The organism is Streptomyces sp. NPDC001822 (genome assembly GCF_042892135.1).
Taxonomy (GTDB): Bacteria; Actinomycetota; Actinomycetes; order Streptomycetales; family Streptomycetaceae; genus Streptomyces.
In genome coordinates this window covers 173,748-200,528 of record NZ_JBIATW010000012.1, presented here as the reverse complement: position 1 = coordinate 200,528, position 26,781 = coordinate 173,748, and the positions used below count along the sequence as shown (strand labels likewise).

The window sequence follows — 26,781 nt, the reverse complement described above, 5'->3', positions numbered from 1 at the left end:
CACCGCTGTTCGCCCGCGGGCGTCAGGCCCGCTCGGACGCCGCGATCAGCTCGCCGCACCGCTTCACGTCGGCGGCCATCGCGACCAGCAGGTCGTCGATCGAGTCGAACTTCAGCATGCCGCGCACATAGGCGAGGAAGTCCACCGCCACGTGCAGCCCGTAGAGGTCGAGGCCGACGCGGTCGATCGCGTACGCCTCGACGGTCCGCTCCGTGCCGTCGAACTGCGGGTTCGTGCCCACGGAGATCGCGGCGGGCATCACCTCGCCGTTCGCGGTCAGCCAGCCCGCGTAGACGCCGTCGGCCGGGATCGCGGTGTGCGGCAGCGTCTCCACGTTCGCCGTGGGATAGCCGAGGTCACGGCCCCGCTGCGCGCCGCGCACCACGATGCCCTCCACCCGGTGCGGACGGCCGAGGATCTCCGCCGCGCCCGCGACGTCACCCTCGGCGACGAGGCGACGGGTCAGCGTGGAGGAGAACGGCTCGCCGCCGCCCGCCTCACCGCTGACGAAGAGGTCGACGACCTCGACGCCGTAGTCGTACGTCGGCCCCAGCTCGGCCAGGAGCGTGACGTTGCCCGCCGCCTTGTGGCCGAACCGGAAGTTCGGCCCCTCGATGACCAGCCGCGCGTGCAGCTTGTCGACGAGCACCTTTGTGATGAACTCGGTGGGCGCGAGCTTCGAGAACTCCGCGGTGAACGGCAGGATCAGCACCGCGTCCACCCCCAGCTCCGTCATCAGCTCGGCACGCCGCGTGTGCGGGGCCAGCAGCGGCGGGTGGGCGCCGGGCCGGACGACCTCACTCGGATGCGGATCGAAGGTGACGACGACGGAGGGTACGCCGAGCTCCCGCGCCCGCTCCACGGCACGGCCGATGATCAGCTGGTGCCCACGGTGCACCCCGTCGTAGGAGCCGATGGTGACGACGCTGCGTCCCCAGCCCTCGGGGATGTCCTCCAAGCCACGCCAGCACTGCACTGTGACCGCTCCTCGCCCGAACCTGTGTACGTGTGTATGTCATTACGCAGGTCTAAGACTGCCATGCTCACACCCCGCAGCCTGCATCGGCATCGTGATCCCGGGCCTCGGAGCGTCCGGCGCCTGGGTCGTCCGGCGGGCGGAGGGGCCCACCACGGGGGCCCATTCCTGCGGCGCGTCGGCCAGCCATCCGCTGACGAGGGCCGCGAATCCGGGAACCTCCCGGGCGAGTTCGACGATCCCGCGGTCGAAGCGGGCCGCTCCTTCCGGCGTCCGGACGAGGAGCAGGCCCGTGCGGTGCACGAGGGCCCGGGTCCGGGCCTCGGGACGGCGCCCGGAACCGGCCGCGGCGGCCCGCAGCAGCGCCTCCAGGACCTCGGGGTCCCTCCCGGTGTTCTGCTCGAACTCCAGCAGGACCTCCAGCAGCTCGGCGCGCAGCGGCCTGGACGCGGCGCTCCCGGGTGCGGCGAGCACACGTGCCAGGGCGGCCCGTACCGACGGCGGTGCGGGGCGGTCCCGCAGCAGGCCGGTCACCAGGGGCAGCAGGAGCGCTCGGGCGGCCGGGCTGTGCTCCAGTCTGAGCTCCACGTACGCGGCGGCCTGGGCCCCGCCCTCGCCGCCGGTACGGCTGTCGATGTAGCGGCGCACGAGCCCCGGCGCGTGCAGTGCCAGGGCGGGGGTGTCCAGGCCCGCCAGCTCCGTCAGCACGGCGTCGGCTGCCTCACCCGGCAGCGACAGCCGGGCGCGCAGCGCCTCGAGCACGGGTTCGGGGTGCCGGGGGAAGACCTCCGTCAGCAGGGACACCGGCAGCCGCGGGTCGCCGGTCGCGAAGATCCGCAGGGCCTGCGGCAGGTAGCGGCCGCCGGTCCCCGGGTCGCGGACGAGGACGGTGAGGGCCCGCGCGTGCAGGGCGGTGTCGTCGGGCCTGGCCAGCAGGGTGAGCGCCGCACCGCGCAGCAGGGCGCGGTCGGCGCCGGTGAGGGTGCGTGCGGCGGCGAGCGTGCCGTGGACGGCCGCCGCGGCGCGCCGTCCGGGCCGCTCCTCGTCGCGCGCCCAGCGGCTGACCGCCCTGCACAGGGCGGAGGGCTCGTCCTCGGCGAGCGCGGAGAGCAGCTCGGCGGCGCGGGGGTGGGAGGTGTCGACCAGCGCCTCGGTCAGGTCGTCGACGGCCAGGTCCCTGCGGGCGTACAGCAGCGCCTGCGCGGCGGCGGCCACAGTGAGGCGTACGGGCGCGTCCCCCTCGGCGGGCAGCGGGCTCTCGTCGCTGAACCAGCGGCAGAGCAGTGCCTGCACCGTCTTCGGATCGGCGGCCAGGCGCTGGCCCACCGCGTCCAGATAGCGCCGGCCGCCGTCCGCGCGCGGTGCGCCGTCGGCGGGCAGCAGCCTGCGCAGGAGGTCGATCCGGTCGTACTCGGGCAGCCGCGTCCGGCACCAGAACCACGGCCCGAACTCGGCGTAGGGCCCGAGGGCCGCCGGACCGCCCCCGGACAGGGAACGCCGGGTGATCCGCCCGGTGAGGACCCGCAGCACCCCCAGGTAGGGGCGCGCGTCGGGCACCCTGAGCAGGCTCTCCCGCAGGAGATGGGCGGCCCACCAGGCGGCGTCGGGGTGCCGGGGGCCCGTGCCGGGCTCTGCGCCGAGGCGGTCCATGGCCTCGATCAGGTCCGCCATCCGGTGGGCCAGCGCCGCCGGGCCCTGTCGTCGCTCCAGCAGGAGCATGGCCTGGATCACGGGACCGGTGCGGTGGCGCGGCACGGGGAGGTTGCGGGGCTCGTCCGGAGCGCCGGTCACGGCCAGCGGGACGGCCGGGGCCGCCGGGGGCCGGCTACCGTCCCCCGGCGGCCCCTCGGCGTGCCAGCGGTGCACGAGGGAGTGCAGGGCGGCGTCCAGGTCGAGGTGGGCGCCCTGCACCCAGTCGCCGAGTTCCTCGTGGGCGAAGCGGTATCCGGGGCCGGCGGGGACCAGCAGGCCCTCGGTGAGCACCGCCGAGGCCCATCCCGTGCGCCAGGGGAAGAGCTCCTCGAAGGCGGCCCTGTCCAGCTCTCCCTGTCCCGGTCCGAGGCAGCGCCTGGCCGCCTCGTGGACCTGCCCGGCCACCTTCGCGGCCAGTCTGCGGACCGCCGCGCCCCGGAGCCTTGGCTCGGACTGGGCACCGATCCGGACGGCGACGCGCACGCAGGAGAGGTCGAGGTGGGCGGCGAAGACCTCCTCGGTGCCCGGGGTGCCGGGCACGTCCGGGGGCAGGGCCTTCCGCACCTCGGCGAGCAGGCGCAGGGTGAGGGGGTGCCGGTCGTGGCCGGGTGCGATGGTGCCGGGCGGGATGCCGTAGCGCTCCCGCGCCAGCTCGGCCTGGCCGGTCGTGAGGTCGCCGAGCCGGACGGCGGGCGGCAGCCCTCCGGCGGGCCGCTCGGGCCGGTGCAGGGCCTCCCGGGGGTACAGCGCGCCGGCGGTCTCCCAGTGCTCGGGACGGCAGGCGACCACCATCCGGACGCCGTGGAGCAGGAGCCATTCCGCCGTGGCCGTGGTCCATCCGCCGAGCCGGTGGGCCAGCAGCGGCGGCATCTCCTCGGGGCCGTCCACGACGACGAGCAGCGGGTTTCCCGAGTCGGCCGCGAGGCGGGCCACGCGCTCCGGCGTGGCGTCCGTCATGTCGCCCCGGGCCCCGGCCGCGGTGATGATCCTCCCGGAGCGCTGCAGGGCCCGGGTCACGGCATCGGTGACCGAGGTGTCGTCGGCCAGCAGATCGGCTCCGCGCAGCCAGAGGGTGAGGGCGGGGACGGGACCGCGGGCCCTGCGGCCGGCCAGTGCGGCCAGCTCGGTGGTGCGGCCGGTCCCCGGTGCGCCGACCAGTCCGAGGACGGGGCCCGTCCCGGCCTCGAAGGCGGCGAACTCCGCGCTGATCCTCGGGCGTTCCACTGCCTCGACGCCGCCGGGGCGGTTGTCGGCCTGCCCGAGCGAGGTGGCGGTCAGCTGGAGCGCCCCGGCGAGGTTGAGGTCGCAGCCGTAACCCGGGACCCCGCTCGCGTTGCGCCGCAGCACCTCGTCCAGCGGCCCCCCGCCGGGCAGCGGCACCGCGAGCCCGGCCGTCTCCCGCCCCGCGCTCAGCGCGGTCGAGAGCACGCCCAGCACGGCGCCCGTGGCAGGGTCGGTCACGGGTCCGCCGACCGCGGCGCCGCCGGACCGCAGCGCGTCGCGCCCGTCCGTGCCGAGGGCCAGTTCGAGCGCCTCGCCCACGGGGTGCTCGCGTCCGCCCTCGGTGTACGTCGCCGGGACCGTCCCGAGCACCCGCGCCTCGCGCCACCCGTGGGCGGCGATCCGTACGTAGGTGCCGGTGGCGATCCGTTCGCGTACGGCGATGGGAAGCGGTTCCACACCCAGTGCCCCGGGTCCGCCGGTGCGGAGCAGGGCGAGGCCGAGGCCGGGCAGGGCGGTGATGTCGTCGGAGCCGACCGTGCGGCTGCGGCCGTCCGGGGCGTGGAGCGTCAGCGGGGCCGACCGTGCGACGGCCTGGTGACTGGTGACGACGGTCCCCCGGTCGTCCGCGACGAACCCGGTCCCCCGCGGCCGGCCGGCCTGATCGCAGATTCTCACAAGTTTCGACCGGTCCCCGCTGCCCATGGGTCAGACGGTAGAGGCCGAGTGATCCGCACGAGAAACGCGAGGGGCGAAAGCGCCCCCCTCACACCCCCCTGACGCTCCGAGCGCCCGTCCGTCGGGGTGAATCCACGGGTTCGCCTGGACAGGGATGGTCCGGGGGAGGGAAACGTGGGGCGGGCAGCATCCGGGGGACCTGCCCGCCCCACGACGGCCCGTGGGCCGGCCGGCCGCCTCGGCGGCCGCGCGGCCCGGTGGCCGATTCGCTCGGGCGGCCGATTCGCTCAGGCGAAGACGGCGAGGCTCTTGGCCTTGCCCTTCTCCTCCTCGACGAGCACCAGGAACGTCCCGTCGGGCCCGTAGACCCCGACCGGCCCCGGCGGGTAGGACGGCATGTCGAGCCGCACGCCGTTGAGCAGCAGCCGGGCGCGCTTCTCGTCCACGTCCCAGCGGTGGAAGGCGGATGCGGCCGCCTCGGCCACCGGCATCACGGTCAGCTTCTCCTGGTGCTGGTCGAGCGTCCGGGCCGCGTCCAGGCCGTACGGCCCGACGCGCGTGCGCCGCAGCGCGGTCAGGTGGCCGCCGACGCCGAGCCCGGCGCCGAGGTCGCGGGCCAGGGCCCTGATGTACGTACCAGAGGAGCAGACCACCGAGACCACCAGGTCGACGACCGGGGTGCCGTCCTCCGCGACCTCCGGCCGGACGTCGTAGACGCGGAAGGACGAGATGGTCACCGGACGGGCCGGGATCTCGAACTCCTCGCCGCCGCGCACCCGCGCGTAGGACCGCTTGCCGTCGATCTTGATGGCGCTGACCTTGGACGGCACCTGCATGATCGCGCCGGTCAGCGCGGCGACTCCGGCGTCGATGCCCTCGCGGGTCACTCCCGAGGCGTCGGTGGACGAGGTGATCTCGCCCTCCGCGTCGTCGGTGACGGTGTCCTGGCCGAGGCGGATCGTCCCGAGGTACTCCTTCTCGGTCAGCGCGAGGTGACCGAGGAGCTTGGTCGCGCGCTCGACACCGAGCACGAGGACACCGGTCGCCATCGGGTCCAGCGTGCCGGCGTGGCCGACCCGCCGGGTGCGGGCGATGCCCCGCATCTTGGCCACGACGTCGTGCGAAGTGAAGCCGGACGGCTTGTCGACGATGACAAGTCCGTCCGGCGTCTTTTCCTGCTTGTTCTGCGTCATGCGGAAGGCGAGTCCTCGTCGTCACCGGCGGACTCGTCCTCCGGCTTGCGGTAGGGGTCGGCGTCACCGGCGTAGGTGGCACCGGAGGACGCCTCGCGGACCTTGGCGTCCGAGGCGCGTGCCCGGTCGAGCAGGTCCTCGATCGCCTTGGCGTTGTCCGGCAGGGCGTCGGCCACGAAGGCCAGGGTCGGGGTGAACTTCGTCCCCGCCGCCGCGCCCACCGCCGAGCGCAGGATGCCCTTGGCGCTCTCCAGGCCCGCTGCCGCGCTGGCCCGCTCCTCGTCGTCGCCGTAGACCGTGTAGAAGACCGTGGCCTCCCGCAGGTCGCCGGTGACACGGGTGTCCGTGATGGTCACGTGCGTGCCCAGACGCGGGTCCTTGATACCGCGCTGCAGTTTCTCGGCGACCACCACCTGGATGAGGTCCGCCAGCTTCTTTGCCCGCGCGTTGTCGGCCACTGGTCCGTCTCCTTCTTAAGCCTTGCTCAATCGTCTTCGTCGCTGTGCAGCCGCCGCCGTACGGACAGCAGCTCCACTTCCGGCCGGCCCGCGATCATGCGTTCGCACCGGTCGAGTACGTCTGTGAGGTGTCCGGTGTCCCCGGAGACCACGGCAAGACCGATCTCGGCCCTGCGGTAGAGGTCCTGGTCGCCCGTCTCCGCGACACTCACCGCGAACCTGCGGTGGAGCTCGGCGACTATCGGGCGGACGACCGAGCGTTTCTCCTTCAACGACCGTACGTCGCCGAGGAGCAGATCGAAGGACAGAGTCCCCACATACATGTGTGTCCGGATGTCCCGCCGGTTCGGGGTCGGCGCCCCGCCATCACTTGGCGGGGACACCAGAACCGTACACGGAACGGCCGGGGCCGATCGACGGAAATACGACCCGTCGACCGGCCCCGACCGTGGAGGAGAACCCGGGGGTCACCCCCCGGGAATCCCCGTCGATCAGCCTCGCGGCTTCTCGCGCATCTCGTACGTCGCGATGACGTCGTCGATCTTGATGTCGTTGAAGTTTCCGAGGTTGATACCACCCTCGTAGCCTTCGCGGATCTCGGTGACGTCGTCCTTGAAGCGGCGCAGACCGGAGATGTTGAGGTTCTCCGCGATGACCTTGCCATCGCGCAGCAGGCGCGCCTTGGTGTTGCGCTTGACCTCGCCGGAGCGGACCAGCACACCGGCGATGTTGCCCAGCTTGGACGAGCGGAAGATCTCGCGGATCTCCGCCGTGCCGAGCTCGACCTCTTCGTACTCCGGCTTGAGCATGCCCTTGAGGGCCGCTTCGATCTCCTCGATCGCCTGGTAGATGACCGAGTAGTACCGGACGTCCACGCCCTCGCGCTCGGCCATCTGCTCGGCACGCCCTGCGGCGCGCACGTTGAAGCCGATCACGATGGCGTCGGAGCCGGTCGCCAGGTTGATGTCCGACTCGGTGACCGCACCCACACCGCGGTGCAGGACCCGGATGTCGACCTCTTCGCCGACGTCGAGCTGGAGCAGCGAGGACTCGAGAGCCTCCACCGAACCGGACGCGTCGCCCTTGATGATGAGGTTGAGTTCCTGGACCAGACCGGCCTTGAGCGCCTCGTCCAGGTTCTCCAGGGAGAACCGGACACCCTTGCGGGCGAAGTTGGCGTTGCGCTCACGGGCGGCACGCTTCTCGGCGATCTGACGGGCCGTACGGTCCTCGTCGACCACCAGGAAGTTGTCCCCGGCACCCGGGACGTTGGTGAGACCCAGCACCAGGACGGGGGTCGAGGGACCCGCTTCCTGGACGTTGTTGCCGTTGTCGTCGAGCATCGCCCGGACGCGGCCGTACGCGTCGCCGACGACCATCGTGTCGCCGATGCGCAGCGTTCCGCGCTGGACGAGGACGGTCGAGACCGCACCGCGGCCGCGGTCGAGGTGGGACTCGATCGCAATACCCTGCGCGTCCTGGTCGGGGTTGGCCCGCAGGTCGAGCGAGGCGTCGGCGGTGAGGACGACGGCCTCCAGCAGCGCCTCGATGTTGAGGCCCTGCTTGGCGGAGATGTCGACGAACATCGTGTCGCCGCCGTACTCCTCGGCCACCAGACCGAACTCGGTGAGCTGACCGCGCACCTTGGTCGGGTCGGCACCCTCGACGTCGATCTTGTTGACCGCGACCACGATCGGCACGTCGGCCGCCTTGGCGTGGTTCAGCGCCTCGATCGTCTGGGGCATCACACCGTCGTTCGCCGCCACCACGAGGATCGCGATGTCGGTGGACTTCGCACCACGGGCACGCATGGCGGTGAACGCCTCGTGACCCGGGGTGTCGATGAAGGTGATGCGGCGGTCCTCGCCGTTGACCTCGGAGGAGACCTGGTACGCACCGATGTGCTGCGTGATGCCGCCGGCCTCGCCCGCGACGACGTTCGTCTTGCGGATCGCGTCCAGCAGTCGGGTCTTACCGTGGTCGACGTGACCCATGACGGTCACGACCGGCGGGCGGGAGACCAGAGCCTCTTCGCCGCCCTCGTCCTCACCGAACTCGATGTCGAAGGACTCGAGCAGCTCGCGGTCCTCCTCCTCCGGGCTGACGATCTCGAGGACGTAGTTCATCTCGTCCGCGAGGAGCTTCAGCGTCTCGTCGGAGACGGACTGCGTGGCGGTGACCATCTCGCCGAGGTTCATCATCACGGCGACGAGCGACGCCGGGTTGGCGTTGATCTTCTCCGCGAAGTCGGTCAGGGACGCGCCGCGCGACAGCCGGACGGCCTGTCCGTTGCCGCGAGGCAGCATGACGCCGCCCACCGACGGGGCCTGCATGGCCTCGTACTCCTGGCGCCTCTGACGCTTCGACTTGCGGCCACGACGCGCGGGACCACCGGGACGGCCGAAGGCACCCTGTGTGCCACCACGGGCACCGGGGCCGCCGGGGCGTCCACCGAAGCCGGGACGGCCGCCGAAGCCGCCGCCACCGCCGGGACGGCCCGCGCCGCCACCGCCACCGGGACCACCGGGACGGCCGGCGAAACCGCCGCCACCGCCGCCGGGACCGGCCGGACGGCCGGCGAAGCCGCCGCCACCGGGACGACCGCCGCCGCCACCGGGGCGACCGCCGCCGGCACCGGGACCGCGGCCACCGCCACCGGGGCCACCGCCGGGACGGGGGCCCGCGGCGGGACGCTGCGGCATCATGCCGGGGTTCGGACGGTTACCCGAGGGGGCACCGCCCGGACGGGGAGCCTGCGGACGGGGCATGCCGCCCGGGGACGGACGTGCGCCACCCTGTCCCTGGGGGCGCGGGGCGCCGCCGGGACCACCCTGCGGGCGCGGGGCGCCGGGGCGCTCCTGACCGCCGCCGGGGCGCGGGGCACCGCCGGGACGGGGCGCCTGGGGGCGCGCCATGCCGGTGGAGCCGCCGGAGGTGAAGGGGTTGTTGCCCGGACGGGGACCGGCCGGACGGGAGCCGCCCGGGCGCGGTGCGCCCTGGCCCGCGGGACGTGCGGGGCGGTCTCCGCCACGCTCGCCGCCACGGCCGCCGTCACGCTCGCCGCCGCGGCCGCCGTCACGCTGACCGCCGGCCGGAGCCGGACGGGCAGGGCCACCGGCAGGACGGGGTCCCGGGGTGGCACCCGCGGGACGCGGGGCCTGCTGGGGGGTGCTCGGCTGAGCCGGTGCCGGAGCCGAGAACTCGGCCGCGGGCACCGGGGTGACCGGGGCGGGCTTCGGCGCGGGCCTGGGGCCCGGACGGGGACCCGCCGACGGCGCGGAGGGCGCCGAGGGGGTGCTGCTCTCCGCCGGAGCCTCGGCTGCGGCCGGCTTGGGGGCCGGGACGCCGGGCTTCGGGGCGGCAGGACGTGCCGCGGCGGCCGGAGACGGCGCCGCGGGCTTTGCGGGGGCGGCCTTACGAGGCGCGCCAGGCTTGGCAGCGGACTTGCCGGCGTTGCCGCCGGGCCCCTGCAGTGCGTCAGTCAATTTGCGTACAACCGGCGCCTCGATCGTCGAGGACGCCGAACGGACGAATTCACCGAGTTCTTGGAGCTTGGCCATGACGACCTTGCTCTCCACGCCGAACTCCTTGGCGAGTTCGTATACCCGGACCTTAGCCACTTCGCTCCTTTTAGGTCCGGGTTACCGCCGGACCGTCGCTACTTCATGGGCGTACTCATCGCGTACTCATCGAGTGCTCATCGCAATCTCGACCTACTTCCAACTCGCGAGGTACCTGACCGCACGGGGACCCGTGCCGTTCACTTTCCTACGGTGTCACCCGCTCGACGTACCGCCGCAGTGCGGCGGTGTCGAACGGCCCCTCGGCCTTGAAGGCCCGGGGGAATGCCCGGCGGCGGACCGCCAGGTCGAGACAGACAGGGACGGGGTGTACGTACGCACCCCGGCCGGGCAGCGTACCGCGTGGATCAGGGACCACTTCTCCCTCGCCCACCACGATGCGCAGCAGCTCGCTCTTGGCCGCTCGCTCCCGGCATCCCACACAGGTTCGCTCGGGGCAAGCGCGGGCGTGCGTCCGGCCAGACACGGCTAAGTCTACCTCCCCGCACCGACCTCACCCCTTTGGGGCAAGAATCGAACGGATGTTGTCGTGATCTCGGCGGCGCACCGCCTCGATCTGTTCCTTCGGACGCGTCCCCGGGCCGCCACCTGGGCGGCTCGCGGGCGCCCGGTGATCAGCCCCGCTCGGACCGTTCCCGGGCCCGCTCGGCCCGCTCACGGTCGGCGACGTCGCGCTCGGCGTCCGTCTCGGTGTCCGGGCGGATGTCGATGCGCCAGCCGGTGAGCCGGGCGGCCAGGCGGGCGTTCTGGCCCTCCTTGCCGATCGCGAGCGACAGCTGGTAGTCCGGCACGGTCACCCGGGCGGAGCGTGCGCCGAGGTCCACGACCTCGACCATGCTCACCCGCGCGGGTGACAGCGCGTTGGCGACCATCTCGGCGGGGTCGTCCGACCAGTCGACGATGTCGATCTTCTCGCCGTGCAGCTCGGCCATGACGTTGCGCACGCGGCTGCCCATCGGGCCGATGCAGGCGCCCTTGGGGTTGAGGCCGGCCCGGGTCGAGCGGACCGCGATCTTGGTGCGGTGACCCGCCTCGCGGGCGATGGCCTCGATGACGACGGAGCCGTCCGCGATCTCCGGGACCTCCAGCGCGAAGAGCTTCTTCACGAGGTTCGGGTGGGTGCGCGAGAGCGTGACGGAAGGACCGCGCACGCCCTTGGCCACCCGGACGACGTACGTGCGCAGCCGCAGGCCGTGCTTGTACTCCTCGCCGGGCACCTGCTCCTGCACCGGCAGGATGGCTTCCAGCTTGCCGATGTCGACCAGGACGTTCTTCGGGTCCTTGCCCTGCTGGACCAGACCCGTCACGACGTCGCCCTCGTGACCGGCGTACTCGCCGAACGTGCGGTCGTCCTCGGCGTCGCGCAGCCGCTGCAGGATGACCTGCTTGGCCGTCGTCGCGGCGATGCGGCCGAAGCCGGACGGGGTGTCGTCGAACTCCTTGGGCTCCTGGCCCTCTTCGAGCTCGGCCGGGTCGTCCTTCGCCCACACCGTGACGTGGCCGTTGGCGTCCAGTTCGACGCGCGCACGGCGGTGGCTGCCCTCGGTGCGGTGGTACGCGATGAGGAGGGCCGACTCGATCGCCCCGACGAGCACGTCGAAGGGGATCTCCTTGTCCTGCGCCAAGCCCTTCAGAAGCTTCACATCGATGTCCACGGCTACGCCTCCTCTTCCTTCTTGTCCTTGCGGTTGAATTCGATCTCCACGCGCGCCTTCGCGATCTCGTCGAAGGCGACGCGGCGCGCCGTGGGCTTGCGGCCCTTGACTCCCGGCACTTCGAGATCGAGGCCCTCGTCGTCCACGCCGAGGATGCGGGCCACCAGCTCGCCGCCGTCGCCCAGGGTGAGTCTCGCGAGCCGGCCGGTGGCGCGGACGTAGTGGCGGTGCTCGGTCAACGGGCGGTCGGCGCCCGGAGAGCTCACCTCGAGGACGTACTCGCCCTCTCCCATCACGTCGGTCTCGTCCAGCTTCGTGGAGACGGCGCGGCTGAGCTCGGCACAGGTGTCGAGCTCCACGCCGTCCTCGGAGTCCACGATCACCCGCAGCACCTGGCGGCGGCCCGCCCGGGACAGCTCGATCTCCTCGAGGTCCAGCTCCTGCGCCTCGACGAGGGGCTCCAGCAGTTCGCGCAGCCTGTCGCTCTGGGTGGTGCTCATCCGGGTGACTCCTCGGCCGCGTGTGCTGTTGTGTGGATCGTCGCGTGTCGGATCAAAGGGTATCCGGTCCGCAGGGGTGTTGCCGTCCGCCTCCCGCCCTCGCGCGGGTACGCTCACCCCCGGTGATCACTTCAGGTCAGAAACTGTCAGAAACCAGGCCGAAGGAGACAAGTGCACCGGACGGGGACGACGCGCAGGGGGGCACTCACCGCTACGGGGGCCTTCGCCCTGGGCGCGGTGCTGACAGGGTGCGGGAGCGGGCAGGACGAGCCGCGGAACCCCCGCGCACGGGCCGAGGCGGCCTCGCTCCGGGCGCGGAGCACGCTCAGGACCGCAGCCGCCCGCGCCGGGGTCTCCCTGCTCGCCCGCTATGACCGGACCGCCGCCACGCACCCCCTGACGGAGGCCGGACTCGCACCCCTGCGGGCCACCGTGGGGGCCCACCTGGCCGCGCTCGGCGGGCCTCCGAAGGGCGGCTCGCCCGCTCCCGCCCCGCCGGCTCCTCCCGGCGGCGCCAAGGCGGCGCTGAGAGAGCTGGCGGCCCATGAGCGGCGGGTGGCCGACGAACGCGCCGCGGCCCTCCTGGAGGCCGATTCCGAGCTGGCCAGGCTGCTGGCCTCCATGGCCGCGGCCGGTGCGGCCAACGCCTATCTGCTGACCGAGCTGGCCAAGGAGACCCCGGCATGACACTGGAGGCCGACAGCCCCGGCGGCGCGGAGCCGCTGACCGCCGCGCAGGCGGCGCTCGCCGCCGAGCACGCGGCGGTCTACGGGTACGGGGCCCTGGGCGGAAGGCTGGACGGCTCCCGCCGCGACGACGCGGCGGCGGCCGTCGACGCCCACCGCGCCCGGCGTGACGCGCTCACCCGGACCGTGCGCGACCTCGGCGGCACACCGGTGGCCGCGGACGCCGCGTACGCCCTGCCCTTCGCCGTCCCGGACCCCGCCTCCGCGATGCGGCTGGCGGCCGTGCTGGAGGAGCGGGTGGCGGGCGTGTACTCCGATCTCGTACGGGCCGCTCGGGGGCCGCTGCGGCAGGACGCCGCGGGCGCGCTCCGGGAGGCCGCGGTGCGCGCGGTGCGGTGGCGCGGGTCCGGCGTAGCCTTTCCTGGGCTCGCGGAGAGGGCCGGCTCCGCGGACACCACGGCGGAGGCGGGCTCCACGGGTGTCACGCACTGAGGAAGCTCTGAAAGGGAACAAGGCACGTATGGGTTTCGAACCGCCGCAGCGTCTGGTGCGAGCGCTCGGCGAGACGTACGGGGACGCGGCCGCAGCCGAGTGGCTCGGCCGGCTCCCCGCACTCACCGGCGAAGCGATGTCCGCAGCGGGGCACCGGGTCACCCTCGAACGGGTCGTCGCACCCGGGGGACGCAGCAGTCTCGTCCTCCTGGTGAACCGGCAGGACGGAACGCCCGCCGTGCTGAAGGTGGCGCCCGCGGGCGCCGCGCCCGCGCTCGAACGGGCCGCTCTCGCGCACTGGAACGGCTGGGGCGCCGTCGAGCTCCTGACCGGCGCGGACGCCGAGGTGCCGGACGACGCCCTGCTGCTGGAACGGCTGCGCCACGAGGTGTCCCTGCGTTCTCTCCCCGAGGCGAAGGCCCTGCTGGAGGCGGCGGGCACGGTGCGGCGGCTCTGGGTCGAGCCCCCGGCCGGTCACGCCTTCGAGACGGTCACCGTGCGCACCGCCCGGCAGGCGGAGCCGATGCGGGCCGCCGCCGAGCGGGACCCGGAGCTCGGGCCGCTCGTCTCGGCCGCGCTCGCGGCGCGCGAGGAACTGGTCGCGGATCCCCCCGAACTCCTCCTGCTGCACGGCAACTTCCGGCAGAGCAAGGTCCTGTCCGCCGAGCGTGCGCCGTGGCTGGCCGTCGGCCCGGAACCGCTGACCGGCGAGCGGGCCTACGACCTGGCGCGGCTGGCACGCGACCGGGTCGAGGACCTGATCGCATCCCCGGGGGGCGCCGTCACGGCCCGCCGCCGGGTCAAGAGGCTCGCCGACTCGCTGGAGGTGGACCAGGACCGGCTGCGGGGCTGGACGCTGTTCCGGGCGGTCGAGTCCGGCACCCGGTCGCTGACGGTGGGCCGGCGGCAGGACGGCGAACTGGCGCTGGAGTTCGCGGGCTGGCTGTAGGCGTGCGAGAAGGGCCCCGCGCGGTGCGCGGGGCCCTTCTGTGCGGTCCTGCCGGGCCGGTTCAGCCCTGGTCGGTCAGCCGGGCGATCGCCTCGTCGACGGTGAGCTCCTCGCGCTCACCGGTGCGGCGGTCCTTCAGCTCCAGGACGCCCTCCGCCGAACGGCGGCCCGCGACGAGGATCTTCGGGACACCGATCAGCTCGGAGTCGGTGAACTTCACGCCGGGCGAGACACCCGCGCGGTCGTCGACCAGGACCCGCAGGCCCGCGGCGTTCAGCTTCTCGGAGACCTCCAGGGCCAGCTCGGTCTGGAGCGCCTTGCCCGCGGCGACGACGTGCACGTCGGCCGGGGCGACCTCGCGGGGCCAGCACAGGCCCTTGTCGTCGGCGGTCTGCTCGGCGAGGGCGGCCACGGCGCGGGAGACCCCGATGCCGTACGAGCCCATCGTGACGCGGACCGGCTTGCCCTGCTGGCCGAGCACGTCGAGGGAGAAGATGTCGGCGTACTTGCGGCCGAGCTGGAAGATGTGGCCGATCTCGATGGCGCGGTCCACCTGGAGGCCGGTGCCGCACTTGGGGCAGGGGTCGCCCGCCTCGACGACGACGACGTCGAGGTAGTCGTCGACCTCGAAGTCGCGGCCCGCGACGACGTTCTTCGCGTGGACGCCCTCCTTGTTGGCGCCGGTGATCCAGGCGGTGCCGGCGGCGACACGGGGGTCGGCGATGTAGCGGACCTTCTCCAGGCCCTGCGGGCCGACGTAGCCGCGCACGAGGTCGGGGCGGCCCACGAAGTCCTCGGCGGTGACGAGCTCGACGACCGCGGGGGCGAGGTGCTCGCCGAGCTTGCCCAGGTCGACCTCGCGGTCGCCGGGCACGCCCACGGCCACGATCTCGCCGTCGACCTTGACCAGCAGGTTCTTCAGCGTGGCGGAGGCCGGTACCCCGAGGTGGGCGGCGAGGGTCTCGATGGTCGGGGTGTCGGGGGTGTCCAGCTCCTCGACGGCGCCCGTCGCCGAGGCGTCGGCGACGGCCGTGACCTTGTACGTCACGGCCTCGGTGTTGGCCGCGTAGTCGCAGTGGGGGCAGTCGACGAAGGTGTCCTCGCCGGCGGGCGCGGGCGCCAGGAACTCCTCGGACGCGGAGCCGCCCATGGCGCCGGAGACGGCGGACACGATGCGGTGGTCGAGGCCGAGGCGCTCGAAGATCCGGATGTACGCGGCGCGGTGCAGCTGATACGCCTCGGCCAGGCCCTCGTCGGTGGTGTCGAAGGAGTACGAGTCCTTCATCTGGAACTCACGGCCGCGCAGCACGCCGGCGCGGGGGCGGGCCTCGTCGCGGTACTTGGTCTGGATCTGGTAGAGGATCACGGGCAGGTCCTTGTAGGACGAGCACATGTCCTTGACGATCTGGGTGAAGATCTCCTCGTGGGTGGGCCCGAGGAGGTAGTCGGCGCCCTTGCGGTCCTGGAGCCTGAACAGCAGGTCGCCGTACTCGTCGTACCGGCCGCTCGCCTCGTACGCCTCCTTGGGGAGCAGCGCGGGGAGCAGCACCTCCTGGCCGCCGATGGCGTCCATCTCCTCGCGCACGACGCGGGTGATGTTCTCCAGGACCTTCTTGCCGAGCGGCAGCCAGGACCAGATGCCGGCCGCGGTGCGGCGCACATATCCGGCGCGGACGAGGAGCTTGTGGTTGAGCGTCTCGGCGTCCGCCGGGTCGTCGCGCAGTGTCTTGATCATCAATCGGGACATGCGCTGGACCTGGGCCATGATGAACTCCTGCTCGCAAGGGTGGTGAGCCCGAGGTTAGCCGGGCGGCCCGCGCGGGCGGAAATCGATTCGTCAGCCGCGGCGCAGCGGCAGGGGCGCGCCCATCACCGCGTAGGGCTTGGGCGCGCTCGGGAAGAGCACCTGACGGGCCAGGTCCTGGTAGCCCAGGGAGCGGTAGAGGCCGCGGGCGGGGCTCTCGGTGTCGATCGCCGAGAGGATGGACCGGGGCAGGCCGACGGCGTCGGTGATGGTGGTGATCAGCGCCCGTCCGATGCCGCGCTGCTGGAACTCCGGGTGGACGTGCAGTTCGGTGATCACGAACGAGTCGTCGAGCCAGTCGTCGGAGCCGGTGGCGCGCAGGTACGGCTCGACGACGGTGGACCACCAGTGCGTGCGGTGGTTCGGCAGCCCGTAGACGAACCCGACGAGCCTTCCGTCCGCGGTGGTGGCACCGAGAGCGCGGGCCTGCGGGTGGTCGAGGTGCCGGAGCACGATATGGCGGCGTACGTCGATCTCGTCCTGGCCGAGGCCGAAGGCGAGCGCCTGCACGGCGAGCGCCTCGTCGACGCGGGCGGCGAGGTCGAGGGGTCCGACCACGATGTCGGGGGTCCCGGAGCCCCGGGGGGACACGGGCGTTGCTGCTGCCATGCGGGAACCCTACTGTCCGGGTGGCCGGGTCAGAACAGCACGCTCATGAACGCGCCCGTCTCGCGGAAGCCGACGCGGCTGTAGGCCCTGCGGGCGGGGGTGTTGTAGTCGTTCACGTACAGGCTCACGATCGGTGCCACGTCCCTGAGCGCGTGGCGCAGGACGGCGGCCATGCCCGTCTCGGAGAGCCCCCGGCCCCGGGCCTCGGGGGCGACCCAGACGCCCTGGATCTGGCACGCGCGGGAGGTCGCGGCGCCGATCTCCGCCTTGAAGAGGACCTTGCCGTCCTCTATGCGGGCGAAGGACCGGCCGGTGGTGATCAGCTCCGCCACGCGGGCCTGGTAGAGGAGTCCGCCGTCACCGGCGAGCGGCGAGACACCGACCTCCTCGGTGAACATGGCCACGCAGGCCGGCATGAGGATGTCGATCTCGTCCCTGCGGACCCTGCGCACGTGGGGGTCGGGGGCGATCTCCGCGGACGGGCTCTCGGTGACCATGAGCGGCTGGTGGGGCCGGACCTCCCGGGCGGGGCCCCAGCTCGGTTCGAGCAGTCGCCACAGCTGGGTGGTGGGGCCCGCGGGGCCGACGATGGAGGAGCAGCGGCGGCCGGCCCGGCGGGCGCGGTCCGCGAAGGCCCTGACGGCCTCGGGGGTGGCGCAGATGGGCACGAGGTTCGCGCCGGAGTAGCAGAGTGAGCGGAGCCGTCCGTCGGTGTAGTAGCCCCACATCTCGCCGCCGAGCCGCCAGGGGTCGAGGCCGGCGACCTGGACGCGGGCGGCCACGAACGCGTTGTCCACGGGCTCGCTCTCGAGGATGGCGAGCGCGGCGGGAAGCTCGCCGGGGCCGAGGACCCGGGTAGTGGTCTGCGTCAACACTGGGGCCTCACCAAACGGTCTACTGATGTCCGCACTGTACCCAAGAAGGCTGTGCGGTGCCCCCCGCAGGTGCGCGACCGCTAGCACACGGACACGGCCGTGCCCCGCAGGACACGGCCTGCGGGGCACGGCGGATGGGGTCGGGGGGTCAGCCGGCGATGGAGACCTGGGGCTCGCCCGAGGCGATGCCGTCCTTCTCCATCTGCTCGGCGATCTTCATGGCCTCCTCGATGAGGGTCTCCACGATCTTCGACTCCGGGACGGTCTTGATGACCTCGCCCTTCACGAAGATCTGACCCTTGCCGTTACCCGAGGCCACACCCAGATCCGCCTCACGCGCCTCACCCGGACCGTTCACCACACAGCCCATCACCGCGACCCGCAGCGGGACCTCCATGCCCTCAAGGCCCGCACTCACCTGGTCCGCCAGCTTGTACACATCCACCTGCGCACGCCCGCACGACGGACACGACACGATCTCCAGACGGCGCTGCTTCAGATTCAAGGCCTCCAGGATCTGCAACCCGACCTTGACCTCCTCCGCCGGAGGAGCCGACAACGACACCCGGATCGTGTCCCCGATCCCCTCCGACAGCAACGCACCGAACGCCACCGCCGACTTGATCGTCCCCTGGAACGCGGGACCCGCCTCGGTCACACCCAGGTGGAGGGGGTAGTCCGACTGCGCGGCCAGCTGACGGTAGGCGTTCACCATCACGACCGGGTCGTTGTGCTTCACCGAGATCTTGATGTCCCGGAAGCCGTGCTCCTCGAAGAGCGACGCCTCCCAGAGGGCCGACTCCACGAGCGCCTCGGGCGTCGCCTTCCCGTACTTCTTCAGGAGTCGCGCGTCCAGCGAGCCGGCGTTCACACCGATCCGGATCGGGGTGCCCGCGTCGCCCGCGGCCTTCGCGATCTCCTTGACCTTGTCGTCGAACTGCTTGATGTTCCCCGGGTTCACCCGCACCGCCGCACACCCCGCGTCAATCGCCGCGAACACGTACTTCGGCTGAAAATGAATGTCCGCGATCACCGGAATCTGCGACTTCCGCGCGATCGTCGCCAACGCGTCCGCGTCATCCTGCGTCGGACACGCCACCCGCACGATCTGACAACCCGACGCCGTCAGCTCCGCGATCTGCTGCAACGTCGCACCGATGTCCGACGTCCGCGTCGTCGTCATCGACTGCACCGACACGGGTGCGTCCCCACCGACCGCCACCGACCCGACCTGGATCTGTCGGCTGACCCGTCGGTCGGCGAGCTTGGTCGGAACGGCCGGCATTCCGAGAGAAATCGCAGTCATGCGCTGAGCATCCCCAAGGTGTGGATCGGTGTGGATCGAGGTCCCGAGAACAGCGGGCTCCGGCCTTCGAGGTTACGGCACCGGAGGACGACGGGATGCATCCCGTCGTCAAGCCCGCCCATCGGTGTGCGGCCGGACACCACCTGTGCGACCGGCCGCCACCTGTGGGACGTGTGAGGCGTCAGGTGATCTTCACCGGGTTCACGATGTCGGCGACCAGCACCAGCAGCGTGAAGCAGATGAAGATGCCCGCGACGACGTAGGCGACCGGCATGAGCTTCGCCACGTCGAACGGGCCCGGGTCGGGGCGCTTGAAGACCTTGGCCACGTTGCGGCGCAGCGCCTCCCAGAGCGCGCCCGCGATGTGTCCGCCGTCCAGCGGCAGCAGGGGCAGCATGTTGAACAGGAACAGCGAGAGGTTGAAGCCGGCCAGCAGGAACAGCATCATCGCGATCTGGTTCTGCGCCGGGACGTCGAGGTTCATCACCTCGCCGCCGATCCTGGCCGCGCCCACCACGCCGACCGGTGAGTCGTCGGCGCGCTCGCCGTCGCTGAAGGCCGCGTTCCACAGGTCGGGGATCTTCGTGGGCAGCGCGATGATCGAGTCGACGCCGTTCTCGATCATGTCTCCCATGCGGACGACCGAGTCGCCGAAGGAGAGGGGCAGGATCTCCGTGTTCGCGGCGAAGCCGAGATAGCCGGCGGTGACGTACTGGTCGGGGATGACCTCGCCGTCGGCGTCCTTCTTCGCCACCGCGTTCTTCCGCAGTACCGCGTTCAGGGTCTGCTCCCGGCCGTCACGCCGCACGGTGATGGTGGCGGGGCCGGTGGTCTCGCGGATCCTGTCCGAGAGCGTGGCCCAGTCGTCGATCCTCTGCCCGTCGAAGGCGACGATCTTGTCGCCCTCCTTCAGGCCCGCGGCCTTGGCCGGCGAGATGGGGTCGGAGGCCTTGCAGGTGTCGCGGTTCTCGCTCTGCGCGATCACGCACTGCTGGACACCGGCGACTTCGGTGGTCTGGGTCTGGAAGCCGAAGGTCATCGCGACGCCCATGAAGATCGCGACGGCCAGGACCAGGTTCATGAAGGGCCCGGCGAACATCACGATCACGCGCTTCCACGGCTTGCGCGTGTAGAAGAGGCGCGACTCGTCGCCCGGCTGGAGCTCCTCGAAGGCGGCGGACCTGGCGTCCTCGATCATTCCGCGCCACGGGGAGGTGGAGCGTGCTTCCAGCCGTCCGTCGGCGCCCGGCGGGAACATGCCGATCATGCGGATGTAGCCGCCGGCGGGGATCGCCTTGATGCCGTACTCGGTGTCGCCCTTCTTCCGGGACCAGACCGTCGGGCCGAACCCGACCATGTACTGCGGGACCCTGATGCCGAAGAGCTTGGCCGTCGAGAGGTGGCCGAGTTCGTGCCAGGCGATCGAGAACAGCAGACCCACGGCGAAGATGGCGATCCCCAGGACCGTCATCAGGATCGTCGTCGTACTCATACGTGCGCCTCCGCTGTCGCTGCCGCCGAGAGTTCACGGGCCCGGGCACGGGCCCAGGTCTCCGCTTCGAGGACGTCCGCGACCGTCAGCGAAGTTCCCGTCGCGGGTGTGCCGTGTTCGGACACCACCGCCGTGACCGTGTCCATGATGCCGTTGAACGGCAGCCGTCCCGCCAGGAACGCGTCCACGCACTCCTCGTTGGCCGCGTTGAACACGGCGGGGGCGGTACCGCCGAGGGTGCCGACGTGCCGGGCGAGCCCGACGGACGGGAACGCCTCGGTGTCCAGCGGGAAGAACTCCCAGCTGGAGGCCTTCGTCCAGTCGAAGGCGGGGGCGGCGTCCGGGACCCGCTCGGGCCAGCCGAGGCCGATGGCGATGGGCCCCCGCATGTCGGGCGGGGTCGCCTGGGCGAGGGTGGAGCCGTCGGTGAACTCCACCATCGAGTGCACGTAGGACTGGGGGTGGACCACGACCTCGATCCGGTCGAACGGGATGTCGTAGAGGAGGTGCGCCTCGATGACCTCCAGGCCCTTGTTGACCAGGGTCGCGGAGTTGACCGTGATGACCGGCCCCATGGCCCAGGTCGGGTGGGCCAGCGCCTGCTCCCGGGTGACGTCGGCCAGCTCGGCACGCGTACGGCCCCGGAACGGCCCGCCCGAGGCGGTCACGACGAGCTTGCGTACGTCGGCCCGCTTGCCGGCGGCGAGCGCCTGGAAGAGGGCGGCGTGCTCGGAGTCGACCGGGATGATCTGGCCCGGGGCCGCGAGCGCCTTCACCAGGGGACCGCCGACGATCAGCGACTCCTTGTTGGCCAGGGCGAGGGTGCGGCCGGCTTTCAGGGCGGCGAGGGTGGGCGCGAGACCGATCGAGCCGGTGATCCCGTTCAGCACGGTGTGGCAGGCGCTCGCGGCGAGGCCCGTGGCGGCGTCGGGTCCGGCGAGGATCTCGGGCAGCGGCTCCCCCGCCCCGTACGCCTCGCGAAGTGCCTCCCGGAGGGCCGGCACCTTGTCCTCGTCGGCGACCGCGACGGTACGCACCCGCAGCTGCGCGGCCTGCTCGGCGAGGAGCCGGACCCTGCCGCCCGCGGCGGAGAGAGCGGTGACACGGAATCGGCCGGGGTTCCTGAGCACCAGGTCGATGGCCTGGGTGCCGATGGACCCGGTGGAGCCGAGGATCACCAGATCCCGGCGGCCGTCCGCGGCGTCGAAGACGAGATGCGGATCGGCGAGGGGTGCGGGGCTGTCGCTCATGGCCCCCATTGTTGCCGCATCCGCCGGGCGCACCGACAGGGCATCCCCGTCGGCGTGTGCCTCAGGCCCGCCCGGCACGGAATTTCCTCCACTGGGCGGCCATGACGTCCTCGGGAATCCGGCCGATGTCCTTCGTGCCGAGGATCTCACCGCGGAAGGCCAGCGTGGTGGAACCTGACCGCAGGACGGTGAGGTACTCGTACAGCTTCAGCTTCCCCCTCACGTCGAGGACCGTGAAGCGGAAGGCCTTCGCCTCGTCGGCCTCGCCCGCGAAGGAGGGCAGCACGGCGGGTTCGACCTTCTCGTACGTGGCACGGGCGACCGCCCGTTCCTCCGTGAGGCCCCCGGCGCACTCCCGGCCCGCCCGGCCGAGAGACCGCATGACCCGGGCGGCGTCCCCGCCGGCGTACGAGCGCAGCGTCACGTCGACGGTGACGCCGAGTATCTCGCCGGGTTCGTCGGCCTTCCGCTGGACCTGGGCGGTGGGGGTGCGGCCGGAGACGTCCCCGGCCAGGCTGACCAGCGGCTGGCACACGGCGGGTGAGGCCGTGTAGGCGTCGCCGAGCGGCCCGCCCAGGGCGTACTCGGACACGGTGAGGCCGCCGGCCTTCTCCCCGTCCGCGAGGGCGAGGGCGGTGAGCTGTGCCTCGGTGAGACCGCGGGCGGTGGCTGCCGGGCGGGAGGGCGCGGAGCTCCTCCCGGCCTCCGGCTTGCCGTCCTCTCCGTCGCCGCCGCATCCGGTGACACCCGCGAGGGCGATCACCGCGCATCCCGCCGCTGCGGCGCTCCGCCGGCCGCCGCCCCGTCGCCGGACATCCGCTCCGCGCACCCCGAACATGCCTGCCCCTGTCTCCTGTTGACGGGCCGGGACCGTGTCCGGTCGCGGCCGAGGCTCGATTGTGCGGCATGCGGTGATCAGAAGGCGGTCTCGATGCCGAACTTCCTCCGCAGGTGCGCCATGTCCCGCACGTCCCGGGCGGCGGGTTCGTAACCCCGGTGGAAGTCCGCCTGCCGCTCGGCGGAGATGCAGCGCACGGTGGTCGTCCCGATGGTGCCGGTGACGAAGCAGGCCGCCGGGTAGTGGAAGGGCGCCGTGGGGTCCGGGGACGCCTGCACGGCCGAGCCGTCGGCCGCGAACTCCAGTGGATGCAGGTCGATCTCGCGCCCGGAGGGATGGGTGAGGACGAAGCGGACGGGACGCTGGTCCAGTGTCTCGGCGTATCCGGCGGACTCCAGCGCCGCCACGACCGCGGGCTCCTGTCCCCGGTCGTGCAGCAGGTCGAGATCGCGGTGTTCGCGCGTCTCCTCCCCCAGCAGGGCGTCGATGCCCCAGCCTCCGGCGAGCACCACGTCGGTGCCGGCCGCGCCCAGCAGGCCGAGAACGGCCAGGACATCGTTCCGCGCCATCATGCGGGCGACCTTAGCGCGCCCCGTGCGGGGGCGCACGGTCATTTCCCGTCGGCGCTCCTCGCCACGAAGTCCGCGAACTCCTCGTGGAAGCCGGGGAACGTCTTCCGTACGCATCCGGGGTCGTCGAAGCCGGTCCCGGGCGTGCGGAGCGCTGTGACGGCGAATGACATGACGATCCGGTGGTCGCCGTGGGTGACGATCTCCGTGGGTCGCGGGGTGCCGGGGTGGATCTCGATCCAGTCGGGTCCGGTGTGCACGGTGATGCCCATGTTCCGGGCGCCCATGGTGCCCTGGCCGGGGCATGGCCGCGGGGCGCGTCCAGGCAGTGGACGCGCCCCGCGGCCGCGGCGGTCAGCGGACGGGACGGTGGACGTTGTCCCCGGTGGCGGGCCCGGGGGTGGCGTCGGCGATCCAGGCGCCTTCGCCGCTCGGGTCGATGACGCCCTCCTCCAGCCAGGTGTAGGTCCCGGCGAGGACTCCGTCGACCACGCGGCGGTCGAGGTCGTCGGTGTTGGACCACAGCCGGCCGAAGAGCTCCTCGACGCGGAGCCGGGACTGCCGGCAGAAGGCGTCGGCGAGCTGGTAGGCCTCGCGTCCGTGGTCGTTGTCGGCGCGCAGGTGCTCGGCACGGACACAGGCCGCGCTCATCGCGAAGAGTTCGGCGCCGATGTCGACGATCCGGCCGAGGAAGCCCTGCTTGGTCTCCATCCGGCCCTGCCAGCGGGACATGGCGTAGAACGTCGACCGGGCCAGCTTGCGTGCCGCGCGCTCGACGTACCGCAGGTGGGTGGAGAGGTCGGGGTGTCCGGGGACACGGAACTCGCCGTAGGAGCTGGGGAGCCGGCCGGGGCCGCTGACCAGCTTGGGGAGCCAGCGCGCGTAGAACTGCGCCGCGTTGGCGCCCGCCCGCGCCTTGTCGGAGAACGGCTTGTCGGGGTCGATGATGTCACCGGCGACCTTGAGGTGGGCGTCGACGGCCTCGCGGGCGATCAGCAGGTGCATGATCTCCGTGGAGCCCTCGAAGATCCGGTTGATCCGCATGTCGCGGAGCATCTGCTCGGCGGGGACGGCGCGTTCGCCTCGGGCGGCGAGCGAGTCGGCGGTCTCGAAGCCGCGGCCGCCGCGGATCTGGACCAGTTCGTCGGAGATCAGCCAGCCCATCTCGGAGCCGTACAGCTTGGCGAGCGCGGCCTCGATGCGGATGTCGTTGCGGCTCTCGTCGGCCATCTGCGAGGAGAGGTCCACGACCGCTTCGAGGGCGAAGGTGGTGGCCGCGATGAAGGAGATCTTGGCGCCGACCGCCTCGTGGCGGGCGACCGGCCTGCCCCACTGCTCGCGGACCGCCGACCATTCGCGGGCGATCTTCAGGGACCACTTGCCGACGCCGACGCACATGGCGGGGAGCGACAGGCGGCCGGTGTTGAGCGTGGTGAGGGCGATCTTGAGACCGGCGCCCTCGGGCCCGATCCGGTTGGCCGCGGGGACCCGCACGCCGTGGAAGCGGGTCAGGCCGTTCTCGATGCCGCGCAGGCCCATGAAGGCGTTGCGGTGCTCCACGGTGATGCCCGGGGAGTCCGCCTCGACGACGAAGGCGGTGATGCCTCCCTTGTGGCCGTCGGACTCCGGCACGCGGGCCATCACCACGAGCAGGTCGGCGACCACGCCGTTGGTCGTCCAGAGCTTCACGCCGTCCAGGACGTAGTCGTCGCCGTCGGGCACCGCGGTCGTCGCGAGCCGGGCCGGGTCGGAGCCGACGTCGGGTTCCGTGAGGAGGAAGGCGGAGATGTCGGTGCGCGCCAGGCGGGGCAGGAAGGTGTCCTTCTGCTCCTGGGTGCCGAACATCTTCAGCGGCTGGGGTACGCCGATGGACTGGTGCGCGGAGAGCAGCGCGCCGATGGCGGGGCTCGCCGAACCGGCGAGCGCGAGCGCCTTGTTGTAGTAGACCTGGGTCAGGCCCAGGCCGCCGTACTTCGTCTCGATCTTCATGCCGAGGGCGCCGAGCTCCCTGAGCCCGTTGATCACCTCGTCGGGGATCTTCGCCTCGCGCTCGATGAGGGCGCCGTCGACCCGGTTCTCGCAGAACTCGCGCATCCGGGCGAGGAAGGCCTCGCCGCGCCGCACGTCGTCCGGGGCGGGCTGGGGGTGGGGGTGGATCAGGTCGAGCCGGAAGCGTCCGAGGAAGAGTTCCTTGGCGAAGCTGGGCTTGCGCCAGTCCTGTTCACGGGCGGCCTCGGCCACCTGCCGTGCTTCGCGCTCGGTGACCTTGGGGGCCTGGGGGATGTCGGATGGGGCGGACATGAGGAGCTCACCTCGCCACGGGTCGGGATATGGGTCGGGCCGTACGCGTGCCGATCGGTACCACTCGTCCGTATCTACCCGATCTGCGTCACCCCCACCACCCCTGCGGCGGGCTCCCCACGGCACGCGGAACCGGCCGGAGCCCCCGAACAGCGGGCTCCGGCCGGTTCCGTCGGCGCTCCGGCTACAGGGCCAGGCCAGTGAGGACCAGGACCCGCTCGTAGGTGTAGTCGTCCATGGCGTAGCGCACGCCCTCGCGGCCCACTCCGGACTGCTTGGCGCCGCCGTACGGCATCTGGTCCGCCCGGTAGGAGGGCACGTCGCCGATGATCACGCCGCCGACCTCCAGGGCGCGGTGGGCGCGGAAGGCGGTCTGCAGGTCGTGGGTGAAGACGCCCGCCTGGAGGCCGTACTTGGAGTCGTTGACGGCGGCGAACGCCTCGGCCTCGCCGTGCGTCTTCCGGACGTACAGGACCGGCCCGAAGACCTCCTCGCCCGCGATCGTCGTGGTGTCCGGGAGGTCGGTGAGGACGGTCGGGGCGTAGGTGGCCCCGTCGCGCTTGCCGCCGGTGAGCAGCGTGGCGCCGGCGGTGACGGCCTCGTCGACCCAGGACTCGACCCGGCGGGCCGCGTCCTCGCTGACCAGCGGGCCGACGTCGGTGGCCGCGTCGGAGGGGTCACCGGTCACGAGGGCCTCGACGGCGGCGACGATCTTCGGGACGAGCCGGTCGTACACGGCGGCGTCGGCGATGACCCGCTGCACCGCGATGCAGGACTGGCCGCCCAGGTAGTTGGAGAAGGTCGCGATGCGGTCCGCCGCGCGGTCCAGGTCCTCCTCGGAGGACCAGTCGCCGAGCACGACGGCGGCGCCGTTGCCGCCGAGTTCGAGCGTGCAGTGCTTGCGGGGCACCGACTCCATGATCGAGTAGCCGACCGGGCCGGACCCGGTGAAGGAGATCACCGGCAGCCGCTCGTCCTGGACCAGGGCGGGCATCCTGTCGTTGGGCACGGTCAGCACCGACCAGGACCCGGCGGGCAGGTCGGTCTCGGCCAGCAGTTCGCCCAGGATCAGCGAGGAGATCGGGGTGGCCGGGGCCGGCTTGAGGATGATCGGCGCGCCGACGGCGATGGCCGGGGCGACCTTGTGGGCACTGAGGTTGAGCGGGAAGTTGAACGGCGAGATGCCGAGCACGGGGCCGCGCGGGAAGCGGCGGGTCAGCGCGAGGCGTCCCGTGCCGCCGGCGTCGGTGTCGAGGCGCTGGGCGTCGCCGCCGTTGAAGCGGCGCGCCTCCTCCGCGGCGAAGCGGAACACGGAGACGGCCCGGCCGACCTCTCCGCGGGCCCACTTGACGGGCTTGCCGTTCTCGGCGGAGATCAGCTGCGCGATCTCCTCGGTGCGCTCCGTGAGGCGGCGTACGACGTGGTCGAGCGCGGCGGCGCGTACGTGCGCGGGGGTCGCCGCGAACTCCTCGCGCACGGCCCATGCCGCCGCGACGGCTTCCTCGACCTGGGCGTCGGTGGGCACGGAGACGGTGCCGACGTGGCGGCCGTCCCAGGAGTTGGTGACGTCGAAGCTGTCCTCGCCGGTGGCCCGGCGGCCGGCCAGCCAGAAGGCGTGGGTGGAAGTCATGGCGGTTCCGGCCCTTCAGGGGGTGG

Annotated in this window: 22 protein-coding genes and 1 pseudogene; 3 read left to right on the top strand and 20 right to left on the bottom strand. The window is 72.4% G+C overall.

Annotation, left to right across the window (positions count from 1 at the left end):
• Window positions 1-22: 22 nt before the first annotated feature.
• The 9 genes from ACFYY2_RS26085 to rimP all read right to left on the bottom strand — a co-directional run bounded on the left by ACFYY2_RS26085 (window position 23) and on the right by rimP (window position 11,954).
• Window positions 23-976, bottom strand: coding sequence for a bifunctional riboflavin kinase/FAD synthetase (locus ACFYY2_RS26085; protein ID WP_388747032.1), 954 nt, complete (start codon window positions 974-976; stop codon window positions 23-25).
• 42 nt (window positions 977-1,018) lie between these two features.
• On the bottom strand, window positions 1,019-4,594 hold the full coding sequence (locus tag ACFYY2_RS26080; protein ID WP_388747029.1) for a trypsin-like peptidase domain-containing protein: 3,576 nt from the start codon (window positions 4,592-4,594) through the stop codon (window positions 1,019-1,021).
• A 260-nt stretch (window positions 4,595-4,854) separates the two neighbouring features.
• Window positions 4,855-5,760 (bottom strand): tRNA pseudouridine(55) synthase TruB, encoded by a 906-nt coding sequence (gene truB / locus ACFYY2_RS26075; protein ID WP_388747026.1) that lies wholly within the window; start codon window positions 5,758-5,760, stop codon window positions 4,855-4,857.
• Window positions 5,757-6,218 (bottom strand): 30S ribosome-binding factor RbfA, encoded by a 462-nt coding sequence (rbfA, locus tag ACFYY2_RS26070; RefSeq protein ID WP_388747023.1) that lies wholly within the window; start codon window positions 6,216-6,218, stop codon window positions 5,757-5,759. The genes truB and rbfA overlap by 4 nt, the downstream gene beginning before the upstream one ends.
• Before the next feature lie 26 nt (window positions 6,219-6,244).
• Entirely contained in the window at window positions 6,245-6,541 is a 297-nt protein-coding gene (locus ACFYY2_RS26065) for a DUF503 domain-containing protein (protein ID WP_053929043.1), read from the bottom strand.
• A gap of 168 nt (window positions 6,542-6,709) precedes the next feature.
• Entirely contained in the window at window positions 6,710-9,838 is a 3,129-nt protein-coding gene (gene infB / locus ACFYY2_RS26060; RefSeq protein ID WP_388747018.1) for a translation initiation factor IF-2, read from the bottom strand.
• 148 nt (window positions 9,839-9,986) lie between these two features.
• Entirely contained in the window at window positions 9,987-10,265 is a 279-nt protein-coding gene (locus tag ACFYY2_RS26055) for a YlxR family protein (protein WP_388747015.1), read from the bottom strand.
• Window positions 10,266-10,413: 148 nt separating this feature from the next.
• Window positions 10,414-11,454 (bottom strand): transcription termination factor NusA, encoded by a 1,041-nt coding sequence (gene nusA / locus ACFYY2_RS26050; RefSeq protein ID WP_388747012.1) that lies wholly within the window; start codon window positions 11,452-11,454, stop codon window positions 10,414-10,416.
• A 2-nt stretch (window positions 11,455-11,456) separates the two neighbouring features.
• The gene (rimP, locus tag ACFYY2_RS26045; protein WP_388747009.1) at window positions 11,457-11,954 is read right to left on the bottom strand and encodes a ribosome maturation factor RimP; all 498 of its coding nucleotides are present in this window, start codon (window positions 11,952-11,954) and stop codon (window positions 11,457-11,459) included.
• A gap of 171 nt (window positions 11,955-12,125) precedes the next feature.
• Between rimP and ACFYY2_RS26040 the strand changes: the two genes are divergently transcribed.
• Genes ACFYY2_RS26040 through ACFYY2_RS26030 form a run of 3 tightly spaced genes read left to right on the top strand, consistent with a single transcriptional unit; the run spans window position 12,126 to window position 14,081 of the window.
• Window positions 12,126-12,641 carry a hypothetical protein gene (locus tag ACFYY2_RS26040; protein WP_388747007.1) on the top strand — a complete coding sequence of 172 codons (516 nt, stop codon included), beginning with the start codon at window positions 12,126-12,128 and terminating at the stop codon, window positions 12,639-12,641.
• Complete coding sequence (locus ACFYY2_RS26035) at window positions 12,638-13,132, top strand: ferritin-like domain-containing protein (RefSeq protein WP_388747004.1); 495 nt, start codon at window positions 12,638-12,640, stop codon at window positions 13,130-13,132. Before ACFYY2_RS26040 ends, ACFYY2_RS26035 begins: the two co-directional genes overlap by 4 nt.
• Before the next feature lie 28 nt (window positions 13,133-13,160).
• A complete protein-coding gene (locus tag ACFYY2_RS26030) occupies window positions 13,161-14,081 on the top strand; it encodes an aminoglycoside phosphotransferase family protein (protein WP_388747001.1) in 921 nt (306 codons plus the stop codon).
• A gap of 61 nt (window positions 14,082-14,142) precedes the next feature.
• On the opposite strand, the gene ACFYY2_RS26025 is transcribed toward ACFYY2_RS26030, so the two are convergent.
• The 11 genes and pseudogenes from ACFYY2_RS26025 to ACFYY2_RS25975 all read right to left on the bottom strand — a co-directional run bounded on the left by ACFYY2_RS26025 (window position 14,143) and on the right by ACFYY2_RS25975 (window position 26,755).
• On the bottom strand, window positions 14,143-15,846 hold the full coding sequence (locus tag ACFYY2_RS26025; protein WP_388746998.1) for a proline--tRNA ligase: 1,704 nt from the start codon (window positions 15,844-15,846) through the stop codon (window positions 14,143-14,145).
• Between the two features lie 72 nt (window positions 15,847-15,918).
• Window positions 15,919-16,494 carry a GNAT family N-acetyltransferase gene (locus tag ACFYY2_RS26020; protein ID WP_388746995.1) on the bottom strand — a complete coding sequence of 192 codons (576 nt, stop codon included), beginning with the start codon at window positions 16,492-16,494 and terminating at the stop codon, window positions 15,919-15,921.
• Window positions 16,495-16,523: 29 nt separating this feature from the next.
• Window positions 16,524-17,369 (bottom strand): GNAT family N-acetyltransferase, encoded by an 846-nt coding sequence (locus ACFYY2_RS26015; RefSeq protein ID WP_388746992.1) that lies wholly within the window; start codon window positions 17,367-17,369, stop codon window positions 16,524-16,526.
• 148 nt (window positions 17,370-17,517) lie between these two features.
• Window positions 17,518-18,675 carry a flavodoxin-dependent (E)-4-hydroxy-3-methylbut-2-enyl-diphosphate synthase gene (ispG, locus tag ACFYY2_RS26010; RefSeq protein ID WP_129265737.1) on the bottom strand — a complete coding sequence of 386 codons (1,158 nt, stop codon included), beginning with the start codon at window positions 18,673-18,675 and terminating at the stop codon, window positions 17,518-17,520.
• Window positions 18,676-18,856: 181 nt separating this feature from the next.
• Window positions 18,857-20,167, bottom strand: coding sequence for a M50 family metallopeptidase (locus ACFYY2_RS26005; RefSeq protein ID WP_388746988.1), 1,311 nt, complete (start codon window positions 20,165-20,167; stop codon window positions 18,857-18,859).
• On the bottom strand, window positions 20,164-21,417 hold the full coding sequence (dxr, locus tag ACFYY2_RS26000; RefSeq protein WP_388746985.1) for a 1-deoxy-D-xylulose-5-phosphate reductoisomerase: 1,254 nt from the start codon (window positions 21,415-21,417) through the stop codon (window positions 20,164-20,166). Before dxr ends, ACFYY2_RS26005 begins: the two co-directional genes overlap by 4 nt.
• Before the next feature lie 61 nt (window positions 21,418-21,478).
• A complete protein-coding gene (locus tag ACFYY2_RS25995; protein WP_388746982.1) occupies window positions 21,479-22,180 on the bottom strand; it encodes a hypothetical protein in 702 nt (233 codons plus the stop codon).
• Between the two features lie 152 nt (window positions 22,181-22,332).
• Window positions 22,333-22,827 (bottom strand): nucleotidyltransferase domain-containing protein, encoded by a 495-nt coding sequence (locus ACFYY2_RS25990; protein ID WP_388747125.1) that lies wholly within the window; start codon window positions 22,825-22,827, stop codon window positions 22,333-22,335.
• Window positions 22,828-22,865: 38 nt separating this feature from the next.
• A pseudogene (locus ACFYY2_RS25985) lies at window positions 22,866-23,102 on the bottom strand (3-phosphoshikimate 1-carboxyvinyltransferase); the annotation flags it as partial.
• A 76-nt stretch (window positions 23,103-23,178) separates the two neighbouring features.
• Window positions 23,179-25,125 (bottom strand): acyl-CoA dehydrogenase family protein, encoded by a 1,947-nt coding sequence (locus tag ACFYY2_RS25980; protein ID WP_388746979.1) that lies wholly within the window; start codon window positions 25,123-25,125, stop codon window positions 23,179-23,181.
• A 184-nt stretch (window positions 25,126-25,309) separates the two neighbouring features.
• Window positions 25,310-26,755 (bottom strand): aldehyde dehydrogenase family protein, encoded by a 1,446-nt coding sequence (locus ACFYY2_RS25975; RefSeq protein WP_388746976.1) that lies wholly within the window; start codon window positions 26,753-26,755, stop codon window positions 25,310-25,312.
• Window positions 26,756-26,781 lie beyond the last annotated feature (26 nt).

Bases quoted from the DNA above. Each gene is read 5' to 3' on its own strand.
- ACFYY2_RS25980 (WP_388746979.1), bottom strand. From the start codon at position 25,125: ATGTCCGCCCCATCCGACATCCCCCAGGCCCCCAAGGTCACCGAGCGC.
- ACFYY2_RS26005 (WP_388746988.1), bottom strand. From the start codon at position 20,167: ATGAGTACGACGACGATCCTGATGACGGTCCTGGGGATCGCCATCTTC.
- ACFYY2_RS26020 (WP_388746995.1), bottom strand. From the start codon at position 16,494: ATGGCAGCAGCAACGCCCGTGTCCCCCCGGGGCTCCGGGACCCCCGAC.
- ACFYY2_RS26035 (WP_388747004.1), top strand. From the start codon at position 12,638: ATGACACTGGAGGCCGACAGCCCCGGCGGCGCGGAGCCGCTGACCGCC.
- ACFYY2_RS26025 (WP_388746998.1), bottom strand. From the start codon at position 15,846: ATGGCCCAGGTCCAGCGCATGTCCCGATTGATGATCAAGACACTGCGC.
- ACFYY2_RS26030 (WP_388747001.1), top strand. From the start codon at position 13,161: ATGGGTTTCGAACCGCCGCAGCGTCTGGTGCGAGCGCTCGGCGAGACG.
- ACFYY2_RS25975 (WP_388746976.1), bottom strand. From the start codon at position 26,755: ATGACTTCCACCCACGCCTTCTGGCTGGCCGGCCGCCGGGCCACCGGC.
- ACFYY2_RS26065 (WP_053929043.1), bottom strand. From the start codon at position 6,541: ATGTATGTGGGGACTCTGTCCTTCGATCTGCTCCTCGGCGACGTACGG.
- ACFYY2_RS25990 (WP_388747125.1), bottom strand. From the start codon at position 22,827: ATGATGGCGCGGAACGATGTCCTGGCCGTTCTCGGCCTGCTGGGCGCG.
- dxr (WP_388746985.1), bottom strand. From the start codon at position 21,417: ATGAGCGACAGCCCCGCACCCCTCGCCGATCCGCATCTCGTCTTCGAC.
- ispG (WP_129265737.1), bottom strand. From the start codon at position 18,675: ATGACTGCGATTTCTCTCGGAATGCCGGCCGTTCCGACCAAGCTCGCC.
- rimP (WP_388747009.1), bottom strand. From the start codon at position 11,954: ATGAGCACCACCCAGAGCGACAGGCTGCGCGAACTGCTGGAGCCCCTC.
- ACFYY2_RS26080 (WP_388747029.1), bottom strand. From the start codon at position 4,594: ATGGGCAGCGGGGACCGGTCGAAACTTGTGAGAATCTGCGATCAGGCC.
- truB (WP_388747026.1), bottom strand. From the start codon at position 5,760: ATGACGCAGAACAAGCAGGAAAAGACGCCGGACGGACTTGTCATCGTC.